The sequence below is a fragment of the Sneathiella litorea genome (assembly GCF_009882915.1).
GTDB classification, from domain to species: domain Bacteria; phylum Pseudomonadota; class Alphaproteobacteria; order Sneathiellales; family Sneathiellaceae; genus Sneathiella; species Sneathiella litorea.
In genome coordinates this window covers 804,190-821,506 of sequence record NZ_WTUW01000001.1, presented here as the reverse complement: position 1 = coordinate 821,506, position 17,317 = coordinate 804,190, and the positions used below count along the sequence as shown (strand labels likewise).

The 17,317-nt window shown below is 55.0% G+C and carries 20 protein-coding genes; 12 read left to right on the top strand and 8 right to left on the bottom strand.

The genetic code is table 11. The features are described 5' to 3' along the window. Positions 1-100: 100 nt before the first annotated feature. Positions 101-598 (bottom strand): FxsA family protein, encoded by a 498-nt coding sequence (locus GQE98_RS03935; protein ID WP_161314288.1) that lies wholly within the window; start codon positions 596-598, stop codon positions 101-103. Between the two features lie 170 nt (positions 599-768). Between GQE98_RS03935 and GQE98_RS03930 the strand changes: the two genes are divergently transcribed. Genes GQE98_RS03930 through GQE98_RS03885 form a run of 10 tightly spaced genes read left to right on the top strand, consistent with a single transcriptional unit; the run spans position 769 to position 8,193 of the window. Next, complete coding sequence (locus GQE98_RS03930) at positions 769-1,461, top strand: Tim44/TimA family putative adaptor protein (RefSeq protein WP_161314286.1); 693 nt, start codon at positions 769-771, stop codon at positions 1,459-1,461. A gap of 17 nt (positions 1,462-1,478) precedes the next feature. Further along, positions 1,479-2,711, top strand: coding sequence for a murein transglycosylase A (mltA, locus tag GQE98_RS03925; protein ID WP_161314284.1), 1,233 nt, complete (start codon positions 1,479-1,481; stop codon positions 2,709-2,711). After that, on the top strand, positions 2,712-3,425 hold the full coding sequence (locus tag GQE98_RS03920) for a TerC family protein (RefSeq protein WP_161314282.1): 714 nt from the start codon (positions 2,712-2,714) through the stop codon (positions 3,423-3,425). A 59-nt stretch (positions 3,426-3,484) separates the two neighbouring features. Next, complete coding sequence (locus tag GQE98_RS03915; RefSeq protein WP_161314280.1) at positions 3,485-4,261, top strand: (Fe-S)-binding protein; 777 nt, start codon at positions 3,485-3,487, stop codon at positions 4,259-4,261. After that, positions 4,261-5,685 carry a LutB/LldF family L-lactate oxidation iron-sulfur protein gene (locus GQE98_RS03910; protein ID WP_161314278.1) on the top strand — a complete coding sequence of 475 codons (1,425 nt, stop codon included), beginning with the start codon at positions 4,261-4,263 and terminating at the stop codon, positions 5,683-5,685. Before GQE98_RS03915 ends, GQE98_RS03910 begins: the two co-directional genes overlap by 1 nt. Beyond that, positions 5,685-6,371, top strand: coding sequence for a LutC/YkgG family protein (locus GQE98_RS03905; protein WP_202526070.1), 687 nt, complete (start codon positions 5,685-5,687; stop codon positions 6,369-6,371). Before GQE98_RS03910 ends, GQE98_RS03905 begins: the two co-directional genes overlap by 1 nt. Beyond that, positions 6,355-7,041, top strand: a complete 687-nt coding sequence (locus GQE98_RS03900) for a Smr/MutS family protein (RefSeq protein ID WP_161314276.1) — start codon at positions 6,355-6,357, stop codon at positions 7,039-7,041. Before GQE98_RS03905 ends, GQE98_RS03900 begins: the two co-directional genes overlap by 17 nt. 24 nt (positions 7,042-7,065) lie before the next feature. Then, positions 7,066-7,431, top strand: coding sequence for a helix-turn-helix domain-containing protein (locus GQE98_RS03895; protein ID WP_161314274.1), 366 nt, complete (start codon positions 7,066-7,068; stop codon positions 7,429-7,431). After that, entirely contained in the window at positions 7,428-7,880 is a 453-nt protein-coding gene (locus GQE98_RS03890) for an MmcB family DNA repair protein (RefSeq protein ID WP_161314272.1), read from the top strand. Before GQE98_RS03895 ends, GQE98_RS03890 begins: the two co-directional genes overlap by 4 nt. Next, entirely contained in the window at positions 7,870-8,193 is a 324-nt protein-coding gene (locus GQE98_RS03885) for a cupin domain-containing protein (RefSeq protein ID WP_161314270.1), read from the top strand. The genes GQE98_RS03890 and GQE98_RS03885 overlap by 11 nt, the downstream gene beginning before the upstream one ends. Positions 8,194-8,196: 3 nt before the next feature. Here GQE98_RS03885 and rfaD read toward each other — a convergent pair whose 3' ends face one another. From rfaD to GQE98_RS03855, 6 genes are all read right to left on the bottom strand, one after another. Next, on the bottom strand, positions 8,197-9,180 hold the full coding sequence (rfaD, locus tag GQE98_RS03880) for an ADP-glyceromanno-heptose 6-epimerase (protein ID WP_161314798.1): 984 nt from the start codon (positions 9,178-9,180) through the stop codon (positions 8,197-8,199). An 11-nt stretch (positions 9,181-9,191) separates the two neighbouring features. Then, complete coding sequence (rfaE1, locus tag GQE98_RS03875; RefSeq protein ID WP_161314268.1) at positions 9,192-10,667, bottom strand: D-glycero-beta-D-manno-heptose-7-phosphate kinase; 1,476 nt, start codon at positions 10,665-10,667, stop codon at positions 9,192-9,194. Between the two features lie 5 nt (positions 10,668-10,672). Beyond that, entirely contained in the window at positions 10,673-11,251 is a 579-nt protein-coding gene (locus tag GQE98_RS03870) for a D-sedoheptulose 7-phosphate isomerase (RefSeq protein ID WP_161314266.1), read from the bottom strand. A gap of 78 nt (positions 11,252-11,329) precedes the next feature. Further along, positions 11,330-12,130: a DNA-methyltransferase gene (locus tag GQE98_RS03865; RefSeq protein WP_161314265.1), complete on the bottom strand. Its 801-nt coding sequence runs from the start codon at positions 12,128-12,130 to the stop codon at positions 11,330-11,332. Positions 12,131-12,134: 4 nt separating this feature from the next. Then, positions 12,135-12,665: an ActR/PrrA/RegA family redox response regulator transcription factor gene (locus GQE98_RS03860; RefSeq protein WP_161314263.1), complete on the bottom strand. Its 531-nt coding sequence runs from the start codon at positions 12,663-12,665 to the stop codon at positions 12,135-12,137. Between the two features lie 62 nt (positions 12,666-12,727). After that, on the bottom strand, positions 12,728-14,059 hold the full coding sequence (locus GQE98_RS03855; protein WP_246157208.1) for an ActS/PrrB/RegB family redox-sensitive histidine kinase: 1,332 nt from the start codon (positions 14,057-14,059) through the stop codon (positions 12,728-12,730). 131 nt (positions 14,060-14,190) lie between these two features. Here GQE98_RS03855 and GQE98_RS03850 point away from each other — a divergent pair, with 131 nt between their 5' ends. Then, on the top strand, positions 14,191-14,889 hold the full coding sequence (locus GQE98_RS03850; protein WP_161314259.1) for a lipid-binding SYLF domain-containing protein: 699 nt from the start codon (positions 14,191-14,193) through the stop codon (positions 14,887-14,889). Positions 14,890-14,914: 25 nt separating this feature from the next. Here the strand turns inward: GQE98_RS03850 and GQE98_RS03845 are convergent, their stop codons facing one another. Then, on the bottom strand, positions 14,915-15,460 hold the full coding sequence (locus tag GQE98_RS03845; RefSeq protein ID WP_161314257.1) for an ankyrin repeat domain-containing protein: 546 nt from the start codon (positions 15,458-15,460) through the stop codon (positions 14,915-14,917). A 202-nt stretch (positions 15,461-15,662) separates the two neighbouring features. Here GQE98_RS03845 and GQE98_RS03840 point away from each other — a divergent pair, with 202 nt between their 5' ends. Then, positions 15,663-17,291 (top strand): polyhydroxyalkanoate depolymerase, encoded by a 1,629-nt coding sequence (locus GQE98_RS03840; protein WP_202526068.1) that lies wholly within the window; start codon positions 15,663-15,665, stop codon positions 17,289-17,291. Positions 17,292-17,317: the final 26 nt, after the last annotated feature.

The following is a 17,317-nucleotide window of genomic DNA, read 5'->3' as shown; positions in this document are numbered from 1 at the left end:
AACGTGTGACTCCTGTAAAAATGTCGGCCGTCACTGGCCGGCTGGAAAATTTCGCCAAAGTGGCTATCACGGATACGCCGGATCGACAAGTCCGACGCGGTTATTTTTCTTTGTTCCAGGGACTGTCCGGGTTTGGCTTTTTGGTACTCTCGATCGAGATGGCATCCTCTTCGATCACTTCATACTCACCGTCAATTACGGTTCCGCCACCTTGCCTGCTGCCAGGGCGGGCGCCGGCTGCGACAACATTCGAACGACGCGCCATATAAGAGGCGAGAGACCGTCGAAGTGGTGGAATCAGGAGCAAAAAGCCGATTGTATCGGTCACGAACCCCGGAATAATCAGGAACAAACCTGCTACGGCCAGAAAGATTCCCTCGAAAATTTCGTTGACCGGTGCTTCCTGCCGGTCCAGTGTTGCCCGTGCCCGCATCAGCACGCCAAGACCCTGTATCCGGATCAGGGCAACGCCAATGATCGCGGTAACTACTGTAATGATAACGGTATTCAGCGCCCCGATCTCGCTGCCGACTTGTACAAAGACCAGGATCTCAATCAGGGGAATTCCGATCAGAGCCGCCAAAAACAATAAAGCCAAACTTGTTTATCCCTAACAATGTTTCTATGTAACAATCAGGCGCTCAGGAAGTTTGATGGTTGACAAGATGCTGGACCTTGGCCAAGTAACCCTTTAACTTCTTTTACACACCTAATCCTTTACATAAGGGCAATTGGACATTTTACCAAACCCAATTTGAAGATAACATCATGGATAACGGATTTCAGTTCCTCGATATAATTTTGCTCGCTGCGGTTGCCGGATTTATTTTCCTAAGGCTTCGCAGCGTTCTGGGCCGGCGTATGGGCCATGAACAATCGCCCCGCGAAGAAAAGCCACGCCGCCCGGCCGAGGGACATAAGGCAGATTTTGGGGATAAACCGTCCGAGGATAATGTTGTCCTGCTTGGCGACAAAACGCGAACCACTGAGCCAAGCTCATTTTCAGACGCGTCGTTGATGCGGACTTTGAACGATATCCAGCGGCACGACAAGTCCTTCAATCACCGGACCTTTGTTGAGGGAGCGCAGGCGGCTTATGAGGCGATTGTCGTTGCCTTTGCCAGAGGAGATCGGGATACACTTAAAGTGCTTCTTTCCGAAACCGTGTTTGAGAATTTCGAAAACTCCATCACCCAACGTGAGGATCGGAACGAAACCATGTCGACGGATATCGTCGCGGTACATTCCGCTGAGATTACTGACGCGACGCTTGAGGGCAAGGAAGCCGAGATTACCGTCCAGTTCGAGGCAGAAATGATCAGCATGACCAAGGATGAGGAAGGTGTTGTCGTTGCGGGCGACCCGCAACCGCATAAGGTGAACGAGCTTTGGACGTTTGCGCGCAACCTCCGATCCTCCAATCCAAACTGGCTGTTAATCACCACTCGTCGCGCTGATTAGAGTACAGGTGCAACGGAATGGTGGGGCGTCCGTTTTCTCTCGTAAGTAAAAAAGCCGGAGTTATCCTGGCTCTTGTCCTGATTATACTTGTCGGGGTGGCGGTCTGGTTTTTTCAGGTTCGACCACCTGTGGAAGATCAACTCACTCTTGAAAAGGCTGAATTTTCTACGCTACCTGGTTGGCAAGAGGAAAATTTCAGTGGATTCTTTCCGGCTTTCCTGAAATCCTGCGCAAAAATCGCTACCCTTCCTGAAACTCGACAAATGGGTGGTATCGGCATGGCGGGCACAGCCGGAGACTGGCAGCCCCTCTGCGCTGCCGCGCTCGCCCTGCCGCCGGAAGCGGCGCTCTGGCGCCAGTTTTTTGAAAAAAACTTCACGCCCTTTAAAATCCGTAACAATGAAGAGGAATCCGGCCTTTTTACCGGCTATTACGAGGCTAGCCTGAAAGGCAGCCGTGACCGCAAGGCCCCCTACCTCACGCCGCTTTATTTACGCCCGCCTGAGTTGGTGATGGTCGATCTCGGGCGGTTTCGTGATAATTTGAAGGGTCAGCGTATCGCGGGAAAGGTTGTGAACGGCGATCTTTTTCCTTATCCCGACCGCACCGGTATTGAAGAGGGGGCGCTCAAGGACAGGCAACTGGAACTCGTCTGGGTCGATAGCGATATCGATGCCTTTTTTCTTCATATCCAGGGTTCCGGGCTTGTGGAGATGGACGATGGCAGCGAGCTTCGGGTTGGGTATGCCGCGCAAAATGGCCATCCCTATTTCGCGATCGGCCGCGACCTGATAGAAAAGGGCTATGTGCCAAGGGAGGAAATGTCGATGCAGGCGATCCGGACCTGGCTTGAGGAAAATCCCGACAAGGCAACGGAATTGATGCAGAAAAATGCGTCCTTCATCTTTTTTCGGGAACTTGACACAGACGGGCCTATTGGTGCGCAAGGGGTTGAACTCACGCCCGAACGCAGCCTCGCGGTGGATCGCAAGTGGTTACCGCTCGGAGTGCCTCTCTGGCTGGCGACGGAAGTTGCGCCCGCCAGCAGCAGTTCGGAAATTGACAGGTTCGAACGGCTGATGATGGCGCAGGATACCGGCGGGGCGATTGTTGGCCCCGTGCGCGGCGATGTGTTCTGGGGCCACGGCGATTATGCCTATGATATGTCAGGCGGTATGAAAAGCGCGGGCGAGCTCTGGATTTTATTACCGAACGCGCTGGCGGCGACACTGAACGTGACGGAAAAATAAATGGAATTTTTGACCGATTACCAGATTTGGGCAAGTTTTCTCTCGCTGACTGCGCTGGAAATCGTGCTTGGCATTGATAATGTTGTCTTTATTGCCCTTCTGGTCAATCATTTGCCTGAAGCCCAACGGCAGAAGGCGCGTGTAATCGGGGTATTGCTGGCGCTCTTCATGCGGATCGCATTGTTGTTCAGCGCAATCTGGCTCATCGGCCTCAAAGAACCCTGGGTCGAGTTTTTTGGTTATGCCTTCTCGGGCAAGGATTTTCTCATGATGGGTGGCGGGCTCTTCCTGATCGCGAAGGGAACAACCAGTATCCATGATGAAATTTCTGGCGATCGGAAGGACAGTTATCAGGGTTATTCTGCGGGGTTCCATATTACTATTTTGCAGGTCATCCTGATTGACTTCGTCTTTTCCTTCGATTCCATTATTACAGCCGTCGGCCTGACGGAAAATATCTGGGTCATAATTGCAGCAATGGTTATTGCCATGTTGGTCATGTTGTTTTCATCGAAATATATCGCCGATTTCATTGCAGAACACCCGACCCTGAAAATGCTGGCCCTCTCCTTCATCATGATGATAGGTGTATTCCTCGTCGCGGAGGGTCTTGGGCTTCATGTACCGAGAGGGTATATCTATTTCGGCATGGCCTTTTCACTCGGTGTGGAAATTCTTAACATGCTGGTCAAGCGACGGAAAACACTACGCTAAGAGAACTGGCGAAACTGACGAGCAGACAGTATAGTTCTTTGAGGTATAGGGAGAAATACATGTCCGCATCGTCCGTAGAAAACAAGAAAGTTGCCCTTTTCGTTACCTGTCTTGTGGATCTTAATCGCCCTTCCGTCGGCTTCGCGGCGGTGAAGCTGCTGGAGGCAGCGGGGTGCACCATAATGGTTCCGGAGGTCCAGACCTGCTGTGGCCAGATTGCCTATAATTCAGGTGATAAGGAGAGTGCCAAAACCATTGCAACCCAGGTAATCCGGGCTTTCGACGGATTTGACTATGTGGTCGCGCCCTCCGGCTCCTGCGCAGGAATGATCCGCCATCACTATAAGGAGCTGTTCGACGGCGACGACACCATGATGGTGGTTGTTGAGGATCTTGCTAACCGCACTTACGAGTTGACGTCCTTCCTGCATGATATTTGCGGTTATAAACCCGATGGCGTCCAGCTTGAGACTACCGTTACCTATCATGACAGCTGCAGTTCTTTGCGCGAAATGAAGGTCCGGGATCAGCCGCGGGCACTGCTCGGCGCGGTCGAGGGGCTGGAGATCAAGGAGTCGGAGGATCGGGAGGCCTGCTGCGGCTTTGGCGGAACCTTCTGCCTTAAATATTCGGAAATATCCGAATCCATGGTCGATACCAAGATTGATAACCTGCTGGCAAGCGGGGCCGAGACCCTGGCCGCCGGGGATCTCGGGTGCCTGATGAATATCGCGGGGCGCCTCAAACGCCGCTCCGCTCCCCTCAAAGCAATGCATGTCGCTGAAATCCTCGCCGGGATGGGCGATAAACCCGGCATTGGGGAGGGAGAAAACTGATGCAGGTTACCAGCCGCCGCTTCAAGGAGGGTGCGCATGACGCGCTCCATGACGAGAATATCCAGAAGGCTTTTTCCAAGGTAAAGAGCGGGTTTCCTGTTGCCCGCGCGAAAACGGCCAGTGAGCTCCCGGAGTTTGAGGATCTGCGCGATCAGGCACGCGATCTGAAAGATCATATCCTTGGTAATCTTGACTATTATCTTGAGTATTTCGAGGATCAGGTCCTGCTGCAGGGGGGCCGGGTGCATTGGTGCAGCAGTTATGCCGAGGCGCGGGAAGTTATCCTTGAAATTTGCCGCGATGCCGATGCGAAAACGGTGACCAAGGGCAAATCCATGATCACCGAGGAAATGGGGCTCAATGATTACCTTCAGGAAAAGGGGGTCGAGCCGATTGAGACGGATCTGGGTGAGTACATCATCCAGCTTGCTCATGAGTATCCCAGCCATATCGTCGCCCCGGCCCTGCATAAGACCAAAGACCAGGTAACGGAGTTATTTCACGAAAGTCACGAGAAATACGGGTTCAAGGAGCGCCTGACGGATCCGCAAGCGCTGGTGAACGAGGCACGAAGCATCCTTCGAGACAAGTTTGTTGCCGCCGATGTCGGCATTACCGGCGCGAACTTCCTGATTGCCGAGACGGGATCGACCGTTATCGTCACCAATGAGGGCAACGGTGACCTCACCCAATCCTTACCGAAAACCCATATCGCGGTTTCCAGCATCGAGAAGGTTGTCCCGACCCTGGAGGATGTGAGTCTTTTCCTCCGTCTACTGGCCCGCTCCGCGACGGGTCAGGAAATGTCGGTCTACACGACCTTTTCCACGGGCCCCAAGCGGATGGAAGATATCGACGGCCCAACCAATTTCCACGTAGTGCTGGTCGATAGCGGGCGCAGCGATCTTTTAGGTAGCGACAAGCAGGACTTGCTCCGCTGCCTAAAATGCGGGGCCTGCATGAACCATTGCCCGGTTTATCAGGCCGTCGGCGGGCATTCTTACGGCTGGGTCTATCCCGGCCCTATCGGCGCGGCCCTTAACCCCCATATGGTGGGGCTGGAAGAGGCGCGGCATTTGCCCAATGCCTCCAGTTTTTGCGGGCGGTGCGAGGAAGTTTGCCCTGTGCGTATTCCCCTGCCGAAAATCATGCGGCATTGGCGCGAACAGGCGTTTGAGACACAAGTCACCCCAAAGCCGGAACGCTGGGGTATTGGCATCTGGGCCTTTTTCGCGAAACGACCGAAACTTTACCGCCTGATGACCCGGATAAGTGCCCGATCGCTGAAACTGATGGCCGGAAAGAAGGGCGTCGTGCGCAAACTTCCCCTGATGAAGGGTTGGAGCTCGGTGCGGGATTTTCCAGCGCCCGAAGGCACGACTTTCATGGATCAGTGGAAAAAGCAGCAGCGGGAGGGAAAATAATGCCATCGCGCGACAAAATTTTCTCCCGCATCCGCCATAACCTTGGCCGGGGCCCCCTGGCTGAAGAGGCCGTGAATGCCCTCAAGGCCCGGATTGAAGGGCATGTACCCCATACCATCCCGAAGCGCACCGATATTGCCCATAAAGAACAGGTCGATCTTTTCCAGGCAAAGGCCGAAGCCCTGGCCGCGACGGTGGCACGTATCTCGTCGCTGGATGACGTGCCGGAGGCGTTGCGCGACTACCTGACGGCGCATAATCTTGCGACCCGGATCAAAATGTCACCTGACCCGGCACTCGATAACCTCCCCTTCAACATGACGCCAATGCTGGAAATCAACCGCGGGGCTGCCGCGCCCGAGGATGAGGTGAGCCTGACCCCGGCCTTTGCCGGCATCGCCGAGACGGGAACGCTCTGTATGGCCTCAAGCGCGGAGACGCCCTCAACGCTCAATTTCCTGCCAGAAAATCATGTTGTGGTAATCAAGGCGAGCCAGATTTCCGGGTCTCTGGAGGATAGCTGGGCAAGACTTCGCCAGAAATACGGTGCCGGAAACCTGCCGCGCACCGTCAATTTCATTTCCGGCCCGTCGCGCACGGCGGATATCGAGCAGACGCTGATCATGGGCGCCCATGGGCCGCGCCGATTGCATATCCTGATTGTTGACGATGGCCCGCAAGACTAATCGACCGAAAGGCCTGTCCAAGGCTGATCGTGATCTTTGGGATCATGTTGCGCGCAGCGTTGACCCGATAGACTCAAACCGCTTCGTTGGGGATAAAATAGACACCACGATGGTGCCGCCTTCGGAAAAGGAAGCAAATACATCCACCTTTATGGTGTCAAAACCCTCAAAAACTCCCCCTGATACACCAGCACAGCCGCGCCGGACCCTCGATCCGGAGGCGCTTAAAAAGGCGCTTGAAAGCTGGCCAAACGCCAATATGGCCCGTAACGGGCCAAAGGTTGAACCGTCTCTCCGTCAGAATGTGCCGGGACTGGACAAGCGCTCTGCGGAGCGCCTTCGCAAGGGGCGGATGGAAATCGACGCCCGTCTTGATCTGCACGGACTGACACGGGCAGACGCGCATCGCCGTCTTCGCAGTTTTATTACCACTGCCCAGGCTCAGGGAAAGCGTTGCGTCCTTGTCATTACCGGCAAGGGCTCGTCGAAGCATAAGACGGATGATGCGCCGTTTATGAGGAACGAAAAAGCCGGGGTCCTGCGTGAAGCCGTGCCGAAATGGCTGATGGCGCCGGATTTACGCCAACTGGTTATTGACATCCGCAACGCACAGCCGAAACATGGCGGCAGCGGCGCGCTGTATGTCTTGCTTCGGCGCAACCGTTCCTAAATCTGAGAATACAAGGACAGACACATGACCCCCTTTGGCCTTCGCGTCCGGAACCTTCGCAAAAGCCGCGGGATTACCCTCAAGAAAATGGCGGCTGATCTTGAAATCAGCTCGGCCTATCTTTCAGCGCTGGAACATGGCCACCGCGGCCGTCCGTCCTGGTCCCTGGTCGCGCAAATCTGCGATTATTTCAACATCATCTGGGACGATGCGGAGGAGTTGCAGCGCCTCGCCTCCCTCTCCCACCCCAAAGTGACGGTGGATACCAGCGGATTAAGCCCACTTGCGACGGAATATGCTAACCTGCTCGCCAATCAAATCCGCGACCTGCCGGAGCCTCGGCTCAAGGAAATGCTCGCCTATCTCAAAGGCAGAAGGACAGAAGAATGAGCGACACCCGCTCAGACAAGGGAACACGGCTCGCCCGCGGGGTGCAGAAACTTCTCCATGACATGGGGTATGACAGCCTGATGGAGGTAAAACTCCGCATTCGCCGCCGGGTTGACGTCATGGGTATCAATGAAAAGGGGCGGATTATCATTGTCGAGGTGAAATCCGGCCCTGCCGACTACCGTGTCGATGAAAAATGGAGTGAATATCTCCAATTCTGCGATGAATTCTACTTTGCTGTTGATATGGATTTCCCGACGGAACTCCTGCCCGAGAGCCATGGCCTGATCATCGCCGACGGTTTTGGCGGCGCAATAGCCCGCCCCTCCGCTGACTTTAACCTCAATGTTGCGCGTCGGCGCAATGTGACGCTCCGTTTCGCGCGGATAGCCGCCCGTCGTCTACTTGAAGCTGAAAACCCTATAAAGGAGAAGTTCAATGTGTTCTAGCGCCCCTGACGGTTCTGCCATCCCCAGCATCTTTATCGATAACCCCCGCACGAGAGTTACAGAATGGCGCTTTAAAGAGCGCGGCGACGCCACCGGATGGCATACCCATGAATATGATTATGTGGTTGTCCCTTTGTTTGACGGATATCTCGATATCGACCTGCCGAATGGCGAAAAAATCCGCGCCGAACTCAAAACCGGCGTCCCCTATTTCCGCGAGGTTGGTGTCGAGCATAACGTAAAAAACGGCAACGACTTCGAATGCGCCTTTATCGAGGTGGAATTCCTAACGCCAAACCCGAGGGGGTTTTAGGCGCTACCGGTACGGGTCATCCTTCGCGAGGTAGTTGGTGATGTAATCGCTGATGCCGTCTTCCAGGCTGCGGAAATTGCCACCGAAACCTTTGCTGCGGAGTTTCTGCATGTTTGCTTCGGTAAAATACTGGTATTTGTCTCGAATTTGTTCCGGGGTGTCGACGTAAGTAATCTTTTCGGGCTTGTCGGCGGCCTTGAACACGGCGGCGGCGAGATCCTTGAAGCTTCGTGCCTTGCCGGTGCCGAGGTTGAACAGTCCGGAAACCTTCGGATTATCGAGCAGCCATAGAATGACGTCGACGCAATCCTTCACATAGACGAAATCTCGGAGCTGCCCGCCGTCCTCATACTTCGGGTTATGGGACTTGAACAGGGTCACGCCCTCGCCCGCCGCGACCTTCGGGTAACATTGGGCAATCACGCTTTTCATGCTGCCCTTGTGATATTCATTCGGGCCGTAGACGTTGAAAAACTTGAGCCCTGCCCATTGCGGTGGCGTCATGGCGCCACGGGAAATCTCCCGCGTGACGAACTTGTCAAATGCATGCTTGCTCCAGCCATAAAGGTTGAGCGGTTGCAGCTTTTCAAGCGTTGCCTCGCTCTGGTCATCGTCGAACCCGGCCGCGCCATCGCCATAAGTCGCAGCAGAGGAGGCATAGATATAGGGAATTTTGTTATCGGTTGCGAAGCGCCAGAGCATTTTTGTCGGTCGGAAATTGCGCTTCAATATAAGATCGCCATCTGTCTCCGTCGTGGCGGAGATGGCGCCCATATGGATGATACCCTGCAGGCGGCTGTCGTTCCTGTGCAGCCAACCTTCCAGCTCGTCCGGATCGATAAAGTCGGAAATAGTTGATTTCGCGACATTCTTCCATTTATCGCCCTGTTCCAGCCAGTCGCAGACAACGATCTTCTCGCCCCGTTCAGAGAGCGCCGCAACGATATTGGAGCCGATAAAACCCGCGCCGCCAGTCACCAGGATCAGATTTCCCATTTTCACGCCTCTTTCTTGGATGCGAGAAGTCGCTCGATCGTGCCGGTGGTGCTGAACCCCTCCTTCAGGGACGCGAGATGCACCCGCCCGCCATAGGCCTCGACAATATCCGCGCCGACAACCGTTTCCTTGGTGTAATCCGCACCCTTGGTGAGCACATCGGGCCGGATCGCCTCGATCACCTTAATCGGCGTATCTTCCGCGAAGGGCACAACGAGGTCCACATCGGACAGGCTGGCGAGCACAATGGCGCGGGAATTCTCGTTCGTGACCGGCCGTCCCTCGCCCTTTAGGCGGCGGATGCTGTCATCGGTGTTGAGCCCGACGATAAGCCGGTCGCATTCGCTGCGGGCCTGCCGCATCAGCGAAATATGCCCCGGATGCACCAGATCGAAACAGCCATTGGTAAAGCCCACCTTGAGGCCGCGGCTGCGCCAGTTGGAAACCCGGTCCAATGCCTCATCGAGGCTAGAGATCTTGGCGTCCATCCCGCTGATTTCCTGGCTATGCAGCGCCTGCTTCATTTCCGCCTTGGTCACTGCCGCCGTGCCGGATTTCGACACCGCAATTCCGCCGGCAAGATTGGCAAGCCGTGTCGCCGCCTCAAGCGAGGCACCGGCCGCCAGCGCGAGCGCGAGCGCCGCAACCACACTGTCACCCGCGCCGGAGACATCAAACACCTCCTGCGCCTCGGCACTGATATGATGGGCGTTGTCCGCGGTGACCAGGCTCATGCCTGCCTCGGACCGGGTGACCAGAATAGCGGAAACACTGGCTTTGGCCAGGATGGAACGGGCCGCCTGCTCCACTTCCATATTGGAACCGCAGGGCATCCCGCTCGCCGCCATCATCTCCTTGCGGTTGGGTGTAAGAAGGGTAACGCCTGCATAGCGGCTGAAATCGGTGGATTTCGGGTCGGCAACGATGGGAATATTCTTCTCTTTGGCGGCGCTGATAACCTGCCGCAGGACAGTGTCCGACAGAACGCCTTTTGCATAATCCGACAGGACGATGATATCCGCGCCCTGTACGGCTCCCTGAAAGGCTTTTAGCACATTTCCAGCGGTTTGCGGTTGCAGTTGATGGGTCGCTTCATGATCGCTCCGCAGGAGTTGTTGGCCATCGGCAATAAAGCGAGTCTTGACCGTAGTCGGTCGACCGACCGATTTTACCAGATGGGGCGTCGTGGCGCCCTGGATGCTGAAAATGCGTTCAATCTCCCGCCCTTCCGCATCTTCCCCGACGACGGAGATAAGCTGCGCCTTTCCGCCAAGGGACGCAATATTGCGGACCACATTCCCGGCCCCACCCAGCATCTGCGACTGATGGGTGATGCTGAGGATAGGGATCGGTGCCTCGGGCGAAATGCGCGCGGTGCTGCCGTAAACGAAACGATCCAGCATCACATCACCGATCACCAGTACGTTAGCCTTGGCGGCGGTATCGAGGATATTGAGGAAGGAGGAACGGTTTTCCATACAATTCAGACCAGTTTCAACGATTGTTCAAGGGCGCCACAGAGCATATGACCGAAGGTGATATGCATTTCCTGTATGCGCCGGGTGGAGGTTGCGGGCACGATCAGCGAAACGTCGGCAAGTTCGGGCATCCGCCCGCCGTCCCGTCCCGTGAAGGCTGTGGTAACGAGCCCTTTTTTGCGCGCCATTTCGAGGGCATTGACGATATTCGGGCTCGTGCCGGATGTTGAAATGCCGACGGCAACATCGCCGGGCTGTCCAAGGGCGTCAATCTGCCGGGCAAATATATTTTCGAAGCCAAGGTCGTTGGCCCCGGCGGTGAGCGCCGATGTATCGGTATTGAGGGCAATGGCGGCGATGGGTTTGCGATCCTCAATAAAGCGAATGACAAGCTCCGCCGCCAGATGCTGCGCATCCGCCGCACTGCCGCCGTTGCCGAAAAAGAGGATCTTGTTGCCGTTCTGAACAGCCGTGACCCAGAGCGCAAGCATCTTCTGAAACGGTTCGGCAAGCGCTGCCCGGCTTTTTGCCAGCACCTCGCCATGATCTTCCAGCTCGCGGTTAAAATAATCTAGCGGATCCAAAATGCCTCGCCTTGAATAATGTGAAGTGTACTGGTCATAGTATAATCTCGCCGACCCTGCAAATACGGAGTTGACCCGCTATCCGCCTGGAGTCTCTTTTGGTAAATCTTTCGACTGTCGTGCCGCGCGGGGATCCGTGCTGTCAAAGGTCGCGAACGGCTCTTTAAGTCTGGCATTGGCCATGTCGATATAGTCCGGGTTGATTTCAATACCGATGGGTTGCCGGCCCAGAACGCTGGCAACCCGCGCTGTGGTACCGCTGCCAAGAAAAGGGTCTAGGATGACATCTCCGGGATTGGAGGACGCCTTTATGATCCGCTCCAGCAGGGCTTCTGGCTTCTGGGTGGGGTGGGGCAACCGCTCCGCTGCACAGTAATGCACATGGCTGAACTGCCAGACATCGCCGGGGTTCGCGCCCGCCATATTGTTGCGTTTGCGGTAGTACTTCTGTGGTACCCGCACGTCATCAAGGTTAAAGCGTGCGTCCTCGCCCTTCGAAAACCAGAGAATATCCTCATGGCGCGGGGAAAAGCCGCGCTTGCGGCCCATGCCTTGTGTATAGTGCCAGGTGATCCAGCCTTGTGGTATGAGATTAAAGTCTTCTTCCAGCATCAAGTACAGCCGGGCGATAAACTTGACACCCATGAAGCAATAGAATGACCCGCCGGGCTTTAAAAGGCGCACAGCCTCCCGCACCCAGTTTTCCGAGAAAACCCGGTAATCCTCCCGGTCTTTCAGGTCAATATTGTTGCCGTAGTTCTTCCCGAGGTTATAGGGGGGGTCGGCGATGATCAGATCGACGCTCTCCGTCTTGAGCTTGCCCATTTCCGCCACCGCGTCGCCGCAGATAAGGATATTTTTGGGGACAATCTGATCCATCCGGTTACTGCGGGGAGCGTTTTGCCATGATGCGCTGTAGGGTGCGCCGATGCATATTCAATCTGCGGGCCGTTTCCGATACATTATGGTCGCACAGCTCATAGACACGCTGGATATGTTCCCACCGGACACGATCAGCGGACATCGGGTTTTCCGGCGGTGTCGGCATCGCGTCCTTATCCGCGAGCAGGGCACTGACGATATCCTCGACATTTGCAGGTTTGGCAAGATAATCAATGGCCCCGGCCTTCACCGCCGCGACGGCAGAGGCGATATTGCCATAGCCTGTCAGCATGACAATGCTGGCGTCTTCATTGACCTTGCGAAGAGCTTCCACCACTTCAAGCCCGTTGCCGTCCTGAAGCCGGAGGTCGACAACCGCGTAATCGGGTGCATTTTCCACAGCGCATTTCTTGCCGTCCCGGACCGAATGGGCGAGTATCGGCGTGAAGCCCTTGCGCTCCATCGACCGACCGAGCCGGTTTAAAAAAATCTCATCGTCATCAACGATCAGCAGTGACCTTTTTTCGTCCATTACCCGCTCTTTTACTTTAAATGCCCCAAAAACAGGCTGCCGGGGCCAGATTAACACATTTTCTAGTTACTGAAAGGATCAGATTTTTCAAGCTGTCTGCGCGACCAGAGTATTTCGACTATCGCGCCACCATCTTCCTTGTTGGCAAAGCTGAGCTCTCCCCCACTCCGTCTAATCAGCATGTCGGCGATGAAAACACCCAGACCCATCCCGCCCTTTCCACGGCGACTTGACATATAGGGTTCTCCCAGCCGGTCAAGGATTTCTTCGGAAAAACCGGGGCCATCGTCGCAGATTTCCGCCCGGACCAGGTTGTCATTCCAGTAAAGGTCAATTGTGACCTGCAGCGCGGCGAATTCGGCGGCATTGCTGATAAGGTTGCCAAGACCGTGGCGTAGCTCTGCAGTCAGGAAAAGCCGCGGTATATCGGCCTGCTTCCCGTGGGTCTGGATCACAAACTCCTTGTCGCCGTCCTTGTATTTTTCCGTAACCAGCGAAAATAGATTGTCCAGCGCCAGGAAATTATGATGCTCGGACCCCTTGATGAACCGCTCTGTCTCCGGCCCTCTGGAGAGTTGCGCCAGCACCTCGGCGCATTTTTTCGCCTGATCATGGAGGAGAGCGGCATCTTCGGCCGTATCGCTTCCCTCTGGCAGGGCCTGTTTTAATTCCTCTGACACCAGCAGGATAGTGTTAAGCGGGGTGCCGAGCTCATGCGCGGCGGCGGCGGCGATGCCGCCCACGGCAGAAAGCTGCTGCTCCCGCGCGAGTTCCGCCCGGGCGATAGTGAGCGCATCGGACATTTTCCGCGAGTCCGCTGCAATCATCCAGGCATAGCCGGACAGGAATATGGTTCCCAGTACCAACGCGGCCCAGATTGCGAGAATATAGGTATTGGAAAGGTAAAGTGACCCGGATGGCAAGGGCAGCGGTTCATAGAAAACCGCAAGGACGGATAAGCAGGCGAGCGTTGTCAACCCCAGGAAAAAGGTTCCCTGACGGGTCAGGTTGGTTGCGGATATGGTCACCGGCACGAGGAACAGCACTGAAAAGGGGTTGGTGAGGCCACCGGTAAAGTAAAGAAGGCCTGCCAGCTGCAGAATATCATAAAACAGATACAGGATTGCCCCGCGGTTCGGAAGTCGCGTAGAGGATTTCCGGTTAAGACCGACCAGCAGGTTGAGAATGGCGCTGGCGCCGATCAGTAGCGCAATGGGCAGAAGCGGGAGATCATAGCCGAAAACGAGGTGAACAAGGATAACCGTCAATGCCTGCCCCAATACCGCCAGCCATCGGATATACACCAGCGTTTTGAGGCGCACACCACCTGCAGCAAGGTTGATCGCGTCGGATTCGATGTTCGGACTGAGCGTCTGGGGCGGTTTTTCTACCATATTCACTAAAATACGCACGCGGGTCTATTTTTCAGAAGAAAATTCGACATATTAATGCCATCATTGGTGCCTTATCTAATGTCAGTATCCCGTTTTCCAACGATGAGTCAAAAAGGATTAAGAAGATGCAGATGACATTCAAGTCAAGCCGTAGAAAATTCCTGTCACTCATAAGCGCTGGCGCGCTTCTTCTGGGATCCGGTAATCTTGCCGTTGCGGGTGAAGCAGAGGATCAACTGGTGGAAAAGGCGAAATTCACCATTACGGACATTGCCGCTCGATCAGAAATGGACCAGTTCCGTAAATTGCTCGCCGTTGCCAAGGGTGTTGTTGTCTTTCCGCAGGTCCTGAAAGCGGGCTTTTTCCTTGGAGGCGCCGGCGGAAGTGGTGTTCTACTTGGAAAAAATGACGCGGGCGGCTGGTCCTCACCGGCGTTTTACAGGATGGGACAGGGTAGTATCGGTCTGCAGTTCGGGGCGCAGGTCAATGAGTTGGTACTTGTCGTGATGACGGAAAAAGGCCTGCAGGCCATTATCAACAACCAGGTCAAGCTTGGCGGGGATTTGAGCGCGGCCGTGGGTCCGATGGGCACGACACTTGGCGCTTCGACAACAACCAACATGAAAGTTGACGTTTTCTCCTTCGCCATCTCGAAAGGCCTCTTTATCGGGGCATCGGTGGAAGGCTCGGTCCTGTCGTCAAACATGGATTCCAACTCGTCCTATTATGGCAAACCGGTCACCTCGCAGCAGATTGTCATCGAGAGGGCCGTCACAAATGCGCAAGCCGACGGATTGCGGGCCGCGTTGAATTCAGCGGAATTGAAATAAAAGGCACGCGAGGTCCGGCCCTTTTTTAAGGGCTTTTCTCGGAAAGTAGCTTTACAACATCCGGATGACGGTTCTGTTTCGCATGATCCAGAGCCGTCCTTCCCGTGAAATCCGTCCAGTCCAGCGTCGCTCCTTTTTCAAGCAGCAGCATCGCCACGGCTTTATGCCCGCTTTTGGCCGCCTTGATCAGGGCCGTCTCGCCCTGCCGGTTTTCCTCATCAATGTCTGCGCCCCCCTCGATCAGGATCTCTGCTGCGGCTGTTGATCCATAGGCTGCTGCCTGTATCAGTGCGGTATTGCCAAACGGATCGGGCAGGTCAACCTGGGCGCCATTGCGGATCAGAACGCGGACTGTTTTGGGCACGCCGGCTATGGCCGCATGATGCAGCAGCGGTATTTTCTTCAAATCGCGGATATTCGGGTTGTTGCCGGTCAGCAAAAACGCCTCTACTGCGGCGGTATCACCTCGGTCCGCATTCTGGAAAACAGCATCCTCTCCAAGGAGGGATTGGGCAAATGAGGACGGAACGATTGTTAAAGCCAGGAAAAAAACAAGAAAGTAGAACCGCATAACATCATCCCTTACACGTAACTTTTGTGTCACAATCCCCACTGAATTGGGGTTAATTATTACTCAAATAACCGGGTTCTCGCAAAAAAAACTGACATTCCGACATTTTTTCCTATATTATGCTGCACTGCAGCGAAAATTAGCGCAGAAAAACCAGGTATGTTTCAATTAGAAACCTTACCTAAATGTAGGAGAGTACGACGTGCTTTACCAGTTCAATGAAATGCAAAAATTGGCGCTTTCACCCGTACGGATGGCCGCACAACTCTACTCTCAGGTTTTGAGGAGCCCGTTCAACCCGATTTCTGAAACGGCGCCCGCGCAGACCCTGGCCGCAGGGTTCGATCTTTTCTCGGAAACGACGCAGTATCACGGGAAGCCGGCCTTTGGCATCACCTCAACCAGTATCGATTTGCAAACTGTTGCCGTGACCGAGGAAATTCTGCACCGCAAGACTTTTTGCCAGCTCAAGCATTTCAAGCGGGATACGGCACGCAAAGATCCCAAACTGTTGATCGTTGCGCCGATGTCGGGCCATTTTGCAACCCTCCTGCGCGGCACAGTCGAGACGATGTTGCCGAACCATGATGTCTATATAACCGATTGGCGCGATGCGGCCAATGTGCCTGTTTACGAGGGACGATTCGATCTAGACGACTATATCGACTACATTATCGAGTATCTCGATATCCTGGGTCCCGAAACTCATGTGATGGCGGTTTGCCAGCCAGGTGTGCCGGTTATGGCCGCAATTGCGTTGATGTCGGAAGATAAAAATCCAAATGCTCCGCTTTCCATGACCCTGATGGGCAGCCCGATTGATACGCGCCGTCATCCGACGGAACCGTGCAAGCTGGCCATGACCCACTCCATCGAGTGGTTCGAGCATACGGTGATCAATCACGTCCCGCTTGGTTATCCCGGCGCGTTTCGGCGCGTCTATCCCGGATTCTTGCAGCTCAGCGGTTTTGTCAGCATGAATTTCGGCCGTCATATGGAAGCCCATATGAAGCAGTTCGATCATCTGGTCGAGGGTGATGGGGACAGTGCCGACAGGCACCGTGCGTTCTATGCCGAGTATAACGCGGTGATGGACCTGACGGCGGAATACTATCTGCAGACGATTGAAACCGTCTTCCAGAAGCAGTCGCTCGCGAAAGGCGAGATGATGTACCGGGGTGACCGTCTGGTGCGGACGGACATGATAGAGAAAACTGCCCTGATGACAGTTGAAGGCGAGCTTGATGATATTTCCGGCATCGGCCAGACTGTGGCCGCCCATGATTTATGCTCAAACCTGCCCGAGAGCATGAAAACCCATTATGAGCAAAAGGGCGTCGGCCATTACGGCGTTTTTAACGGTAGCAAATTCAGAAGCACGATTGCTCCGCGCATCAGCGATTTCATCCTTAACCATGAACCGAAGAATCGTGCCCATCTTTCCCACAAGCCGAATACAGTTAAATCCAACGGAGCTGCACCCGCGGTGAAGGCGAACGGAACTGCCAAGCCGGCGACCCCCAAGAAAGCGGCTCCGAAGAAGGCGCCTGCTGCCCTGAAGGCGACACCGGCCAAAGCGGCGCCGGTCAAGGCAACCCCGGCGAAGAAACCTGCAGCAGAAGCTCCAACAATCGAGAAACCTGCAGCAAAAGCGCCAACAACCGAGAAAGCTATGGCTGTTGACGCAGCTCCCGCGCCAAAGGCAATGGAGCCGAAGGCCGCGCAGACAACAAAGCCAGCGGCAAAGGCAGCGCCCTTAAAGTCGCAGAAATCTCCAACAAAATCCAAGTCGGCCGCCCGGTCGCGGCGCACGCCAGCCAAGAAGGTCTGAGGTGGGGTGAGCGAAAAACCATTCTG

Excerpts from the sequence above, each read along its gene's own strand:
- GQE98_RS03930 (WP_161314286.1), top strand. The coding sequence starts at position 769 with ATGGATAACGGATTTCAGTTCCTCGATATAATTTTGCTCGCTGCGGTT.
- mltA (WP_161314284.1), top strand. The coding sequence starts at position 1,479 with ATGGTGGGGCGTCCGTTTTCTCTCGTAAGTAAAAAAGCCGGAGTTATC.
- GQE98_RS03920 (WP_161314282.1), top strand. The coding sequence starts at position 2,712 with ATGGAATTTTTGACCGATTACCAGATTTGGGCAAGTTTTCTCTCGCTG.
- GQE98_RS03915 (WP_161314280.1), top strand. The coding sequence starts at position 3,485 with ATGTCCGCATCGTCCGTAGAAAACAAGAAAGTTGCCCTTTTCGTTACC.
- GQE98_RS03910 (WP_161314278.1), top strand. The coding sequence starts at position 4,261 with ATGCAGGTTACCAGCCGCCGCTTCAAGGAGGGTGCGCATGACGCGCTC.
- GQE98_RS03905 (WP_202526070.1), top strand. The coding sequence starts at position 5,685 with ATGCCATCGCGCGACAAAATTTTCTCCCGCATCCGCCATAACCTTGGC.
- GQE98_RS03900 (WP_161314276.1), top strand. The coding sequence starts at position 6,355 with ATGGCCCGCAAGACTAATCGACCGAAAGGCCTGTCCAAGGCTGATCGT.
- GQE98_RS03895 (WP_161314274.1), top strand. The coding sequence starts at position 7,066 with ATGACCCCCTTTGGCCTTCGCGTCCGGAACCTTCGCAAAAGCCGCGGG.
- GQE98_RS03890 (WP_161314272.1), top strand. The coding sequence starts at position 7,428 with ATGAGCGACACCCGCTCAGACAAGGGAACACGGCTCGCCCGCGGGGTG.
- GQE98_RS03885 (WP_161314270.1), top strand. The coding sequence starts at position 7,870 with ATGTGTTCTAGCGCCCCTGACGGTTCTGCCATCCCCAGCATCTTTATC.
- rfaE1 (WP_161314268.1), bottom strand. The coding sequence starts at position 10,667 with ATGGAAAACCGTTCCTCCTTCCTCAATATCCTCGATACCGCCGCCAAG.
- GQE98_RS03865 (WP_161314265.1), bottom strand. The coding sequence starts at position 12,130 with ATGGATCAGATTGTCCCCAAAAATATCCTTATCTGCGGCGACGCGGTG.
- GQE98_RS03860 (WP_161314263.1), bottom strand. The coding sequence starts at position 12,665 with ATGGACGAAAAAAGGTCACTGCTGATCGTTGATGACGATGAGATTTTT.
- GQE98_RS03855 (WP_246157208.1), bottom strand. The coding sequence starts at position 14,059 with ATGGTAGAAAAACCGCCCCAGACGCTCAGTCCGAACATCGAATCCGAC.
- GQE98_RS03850 (WP_161314259.1), top strand. The coding sequence starts at position 14,191 with ATGACATTCAAGTCAAGCCGTAGAAAATTCCTGTCACTCATAAGCGCT.
- GQE98_RS03845 (WP_161314257.1), bottom strand. The coding sequence starts at position 15,460 with ATGCGGTTCTACTTTCTTGTTTTTTTCCTGGCTTTAACAATCGTTCCG.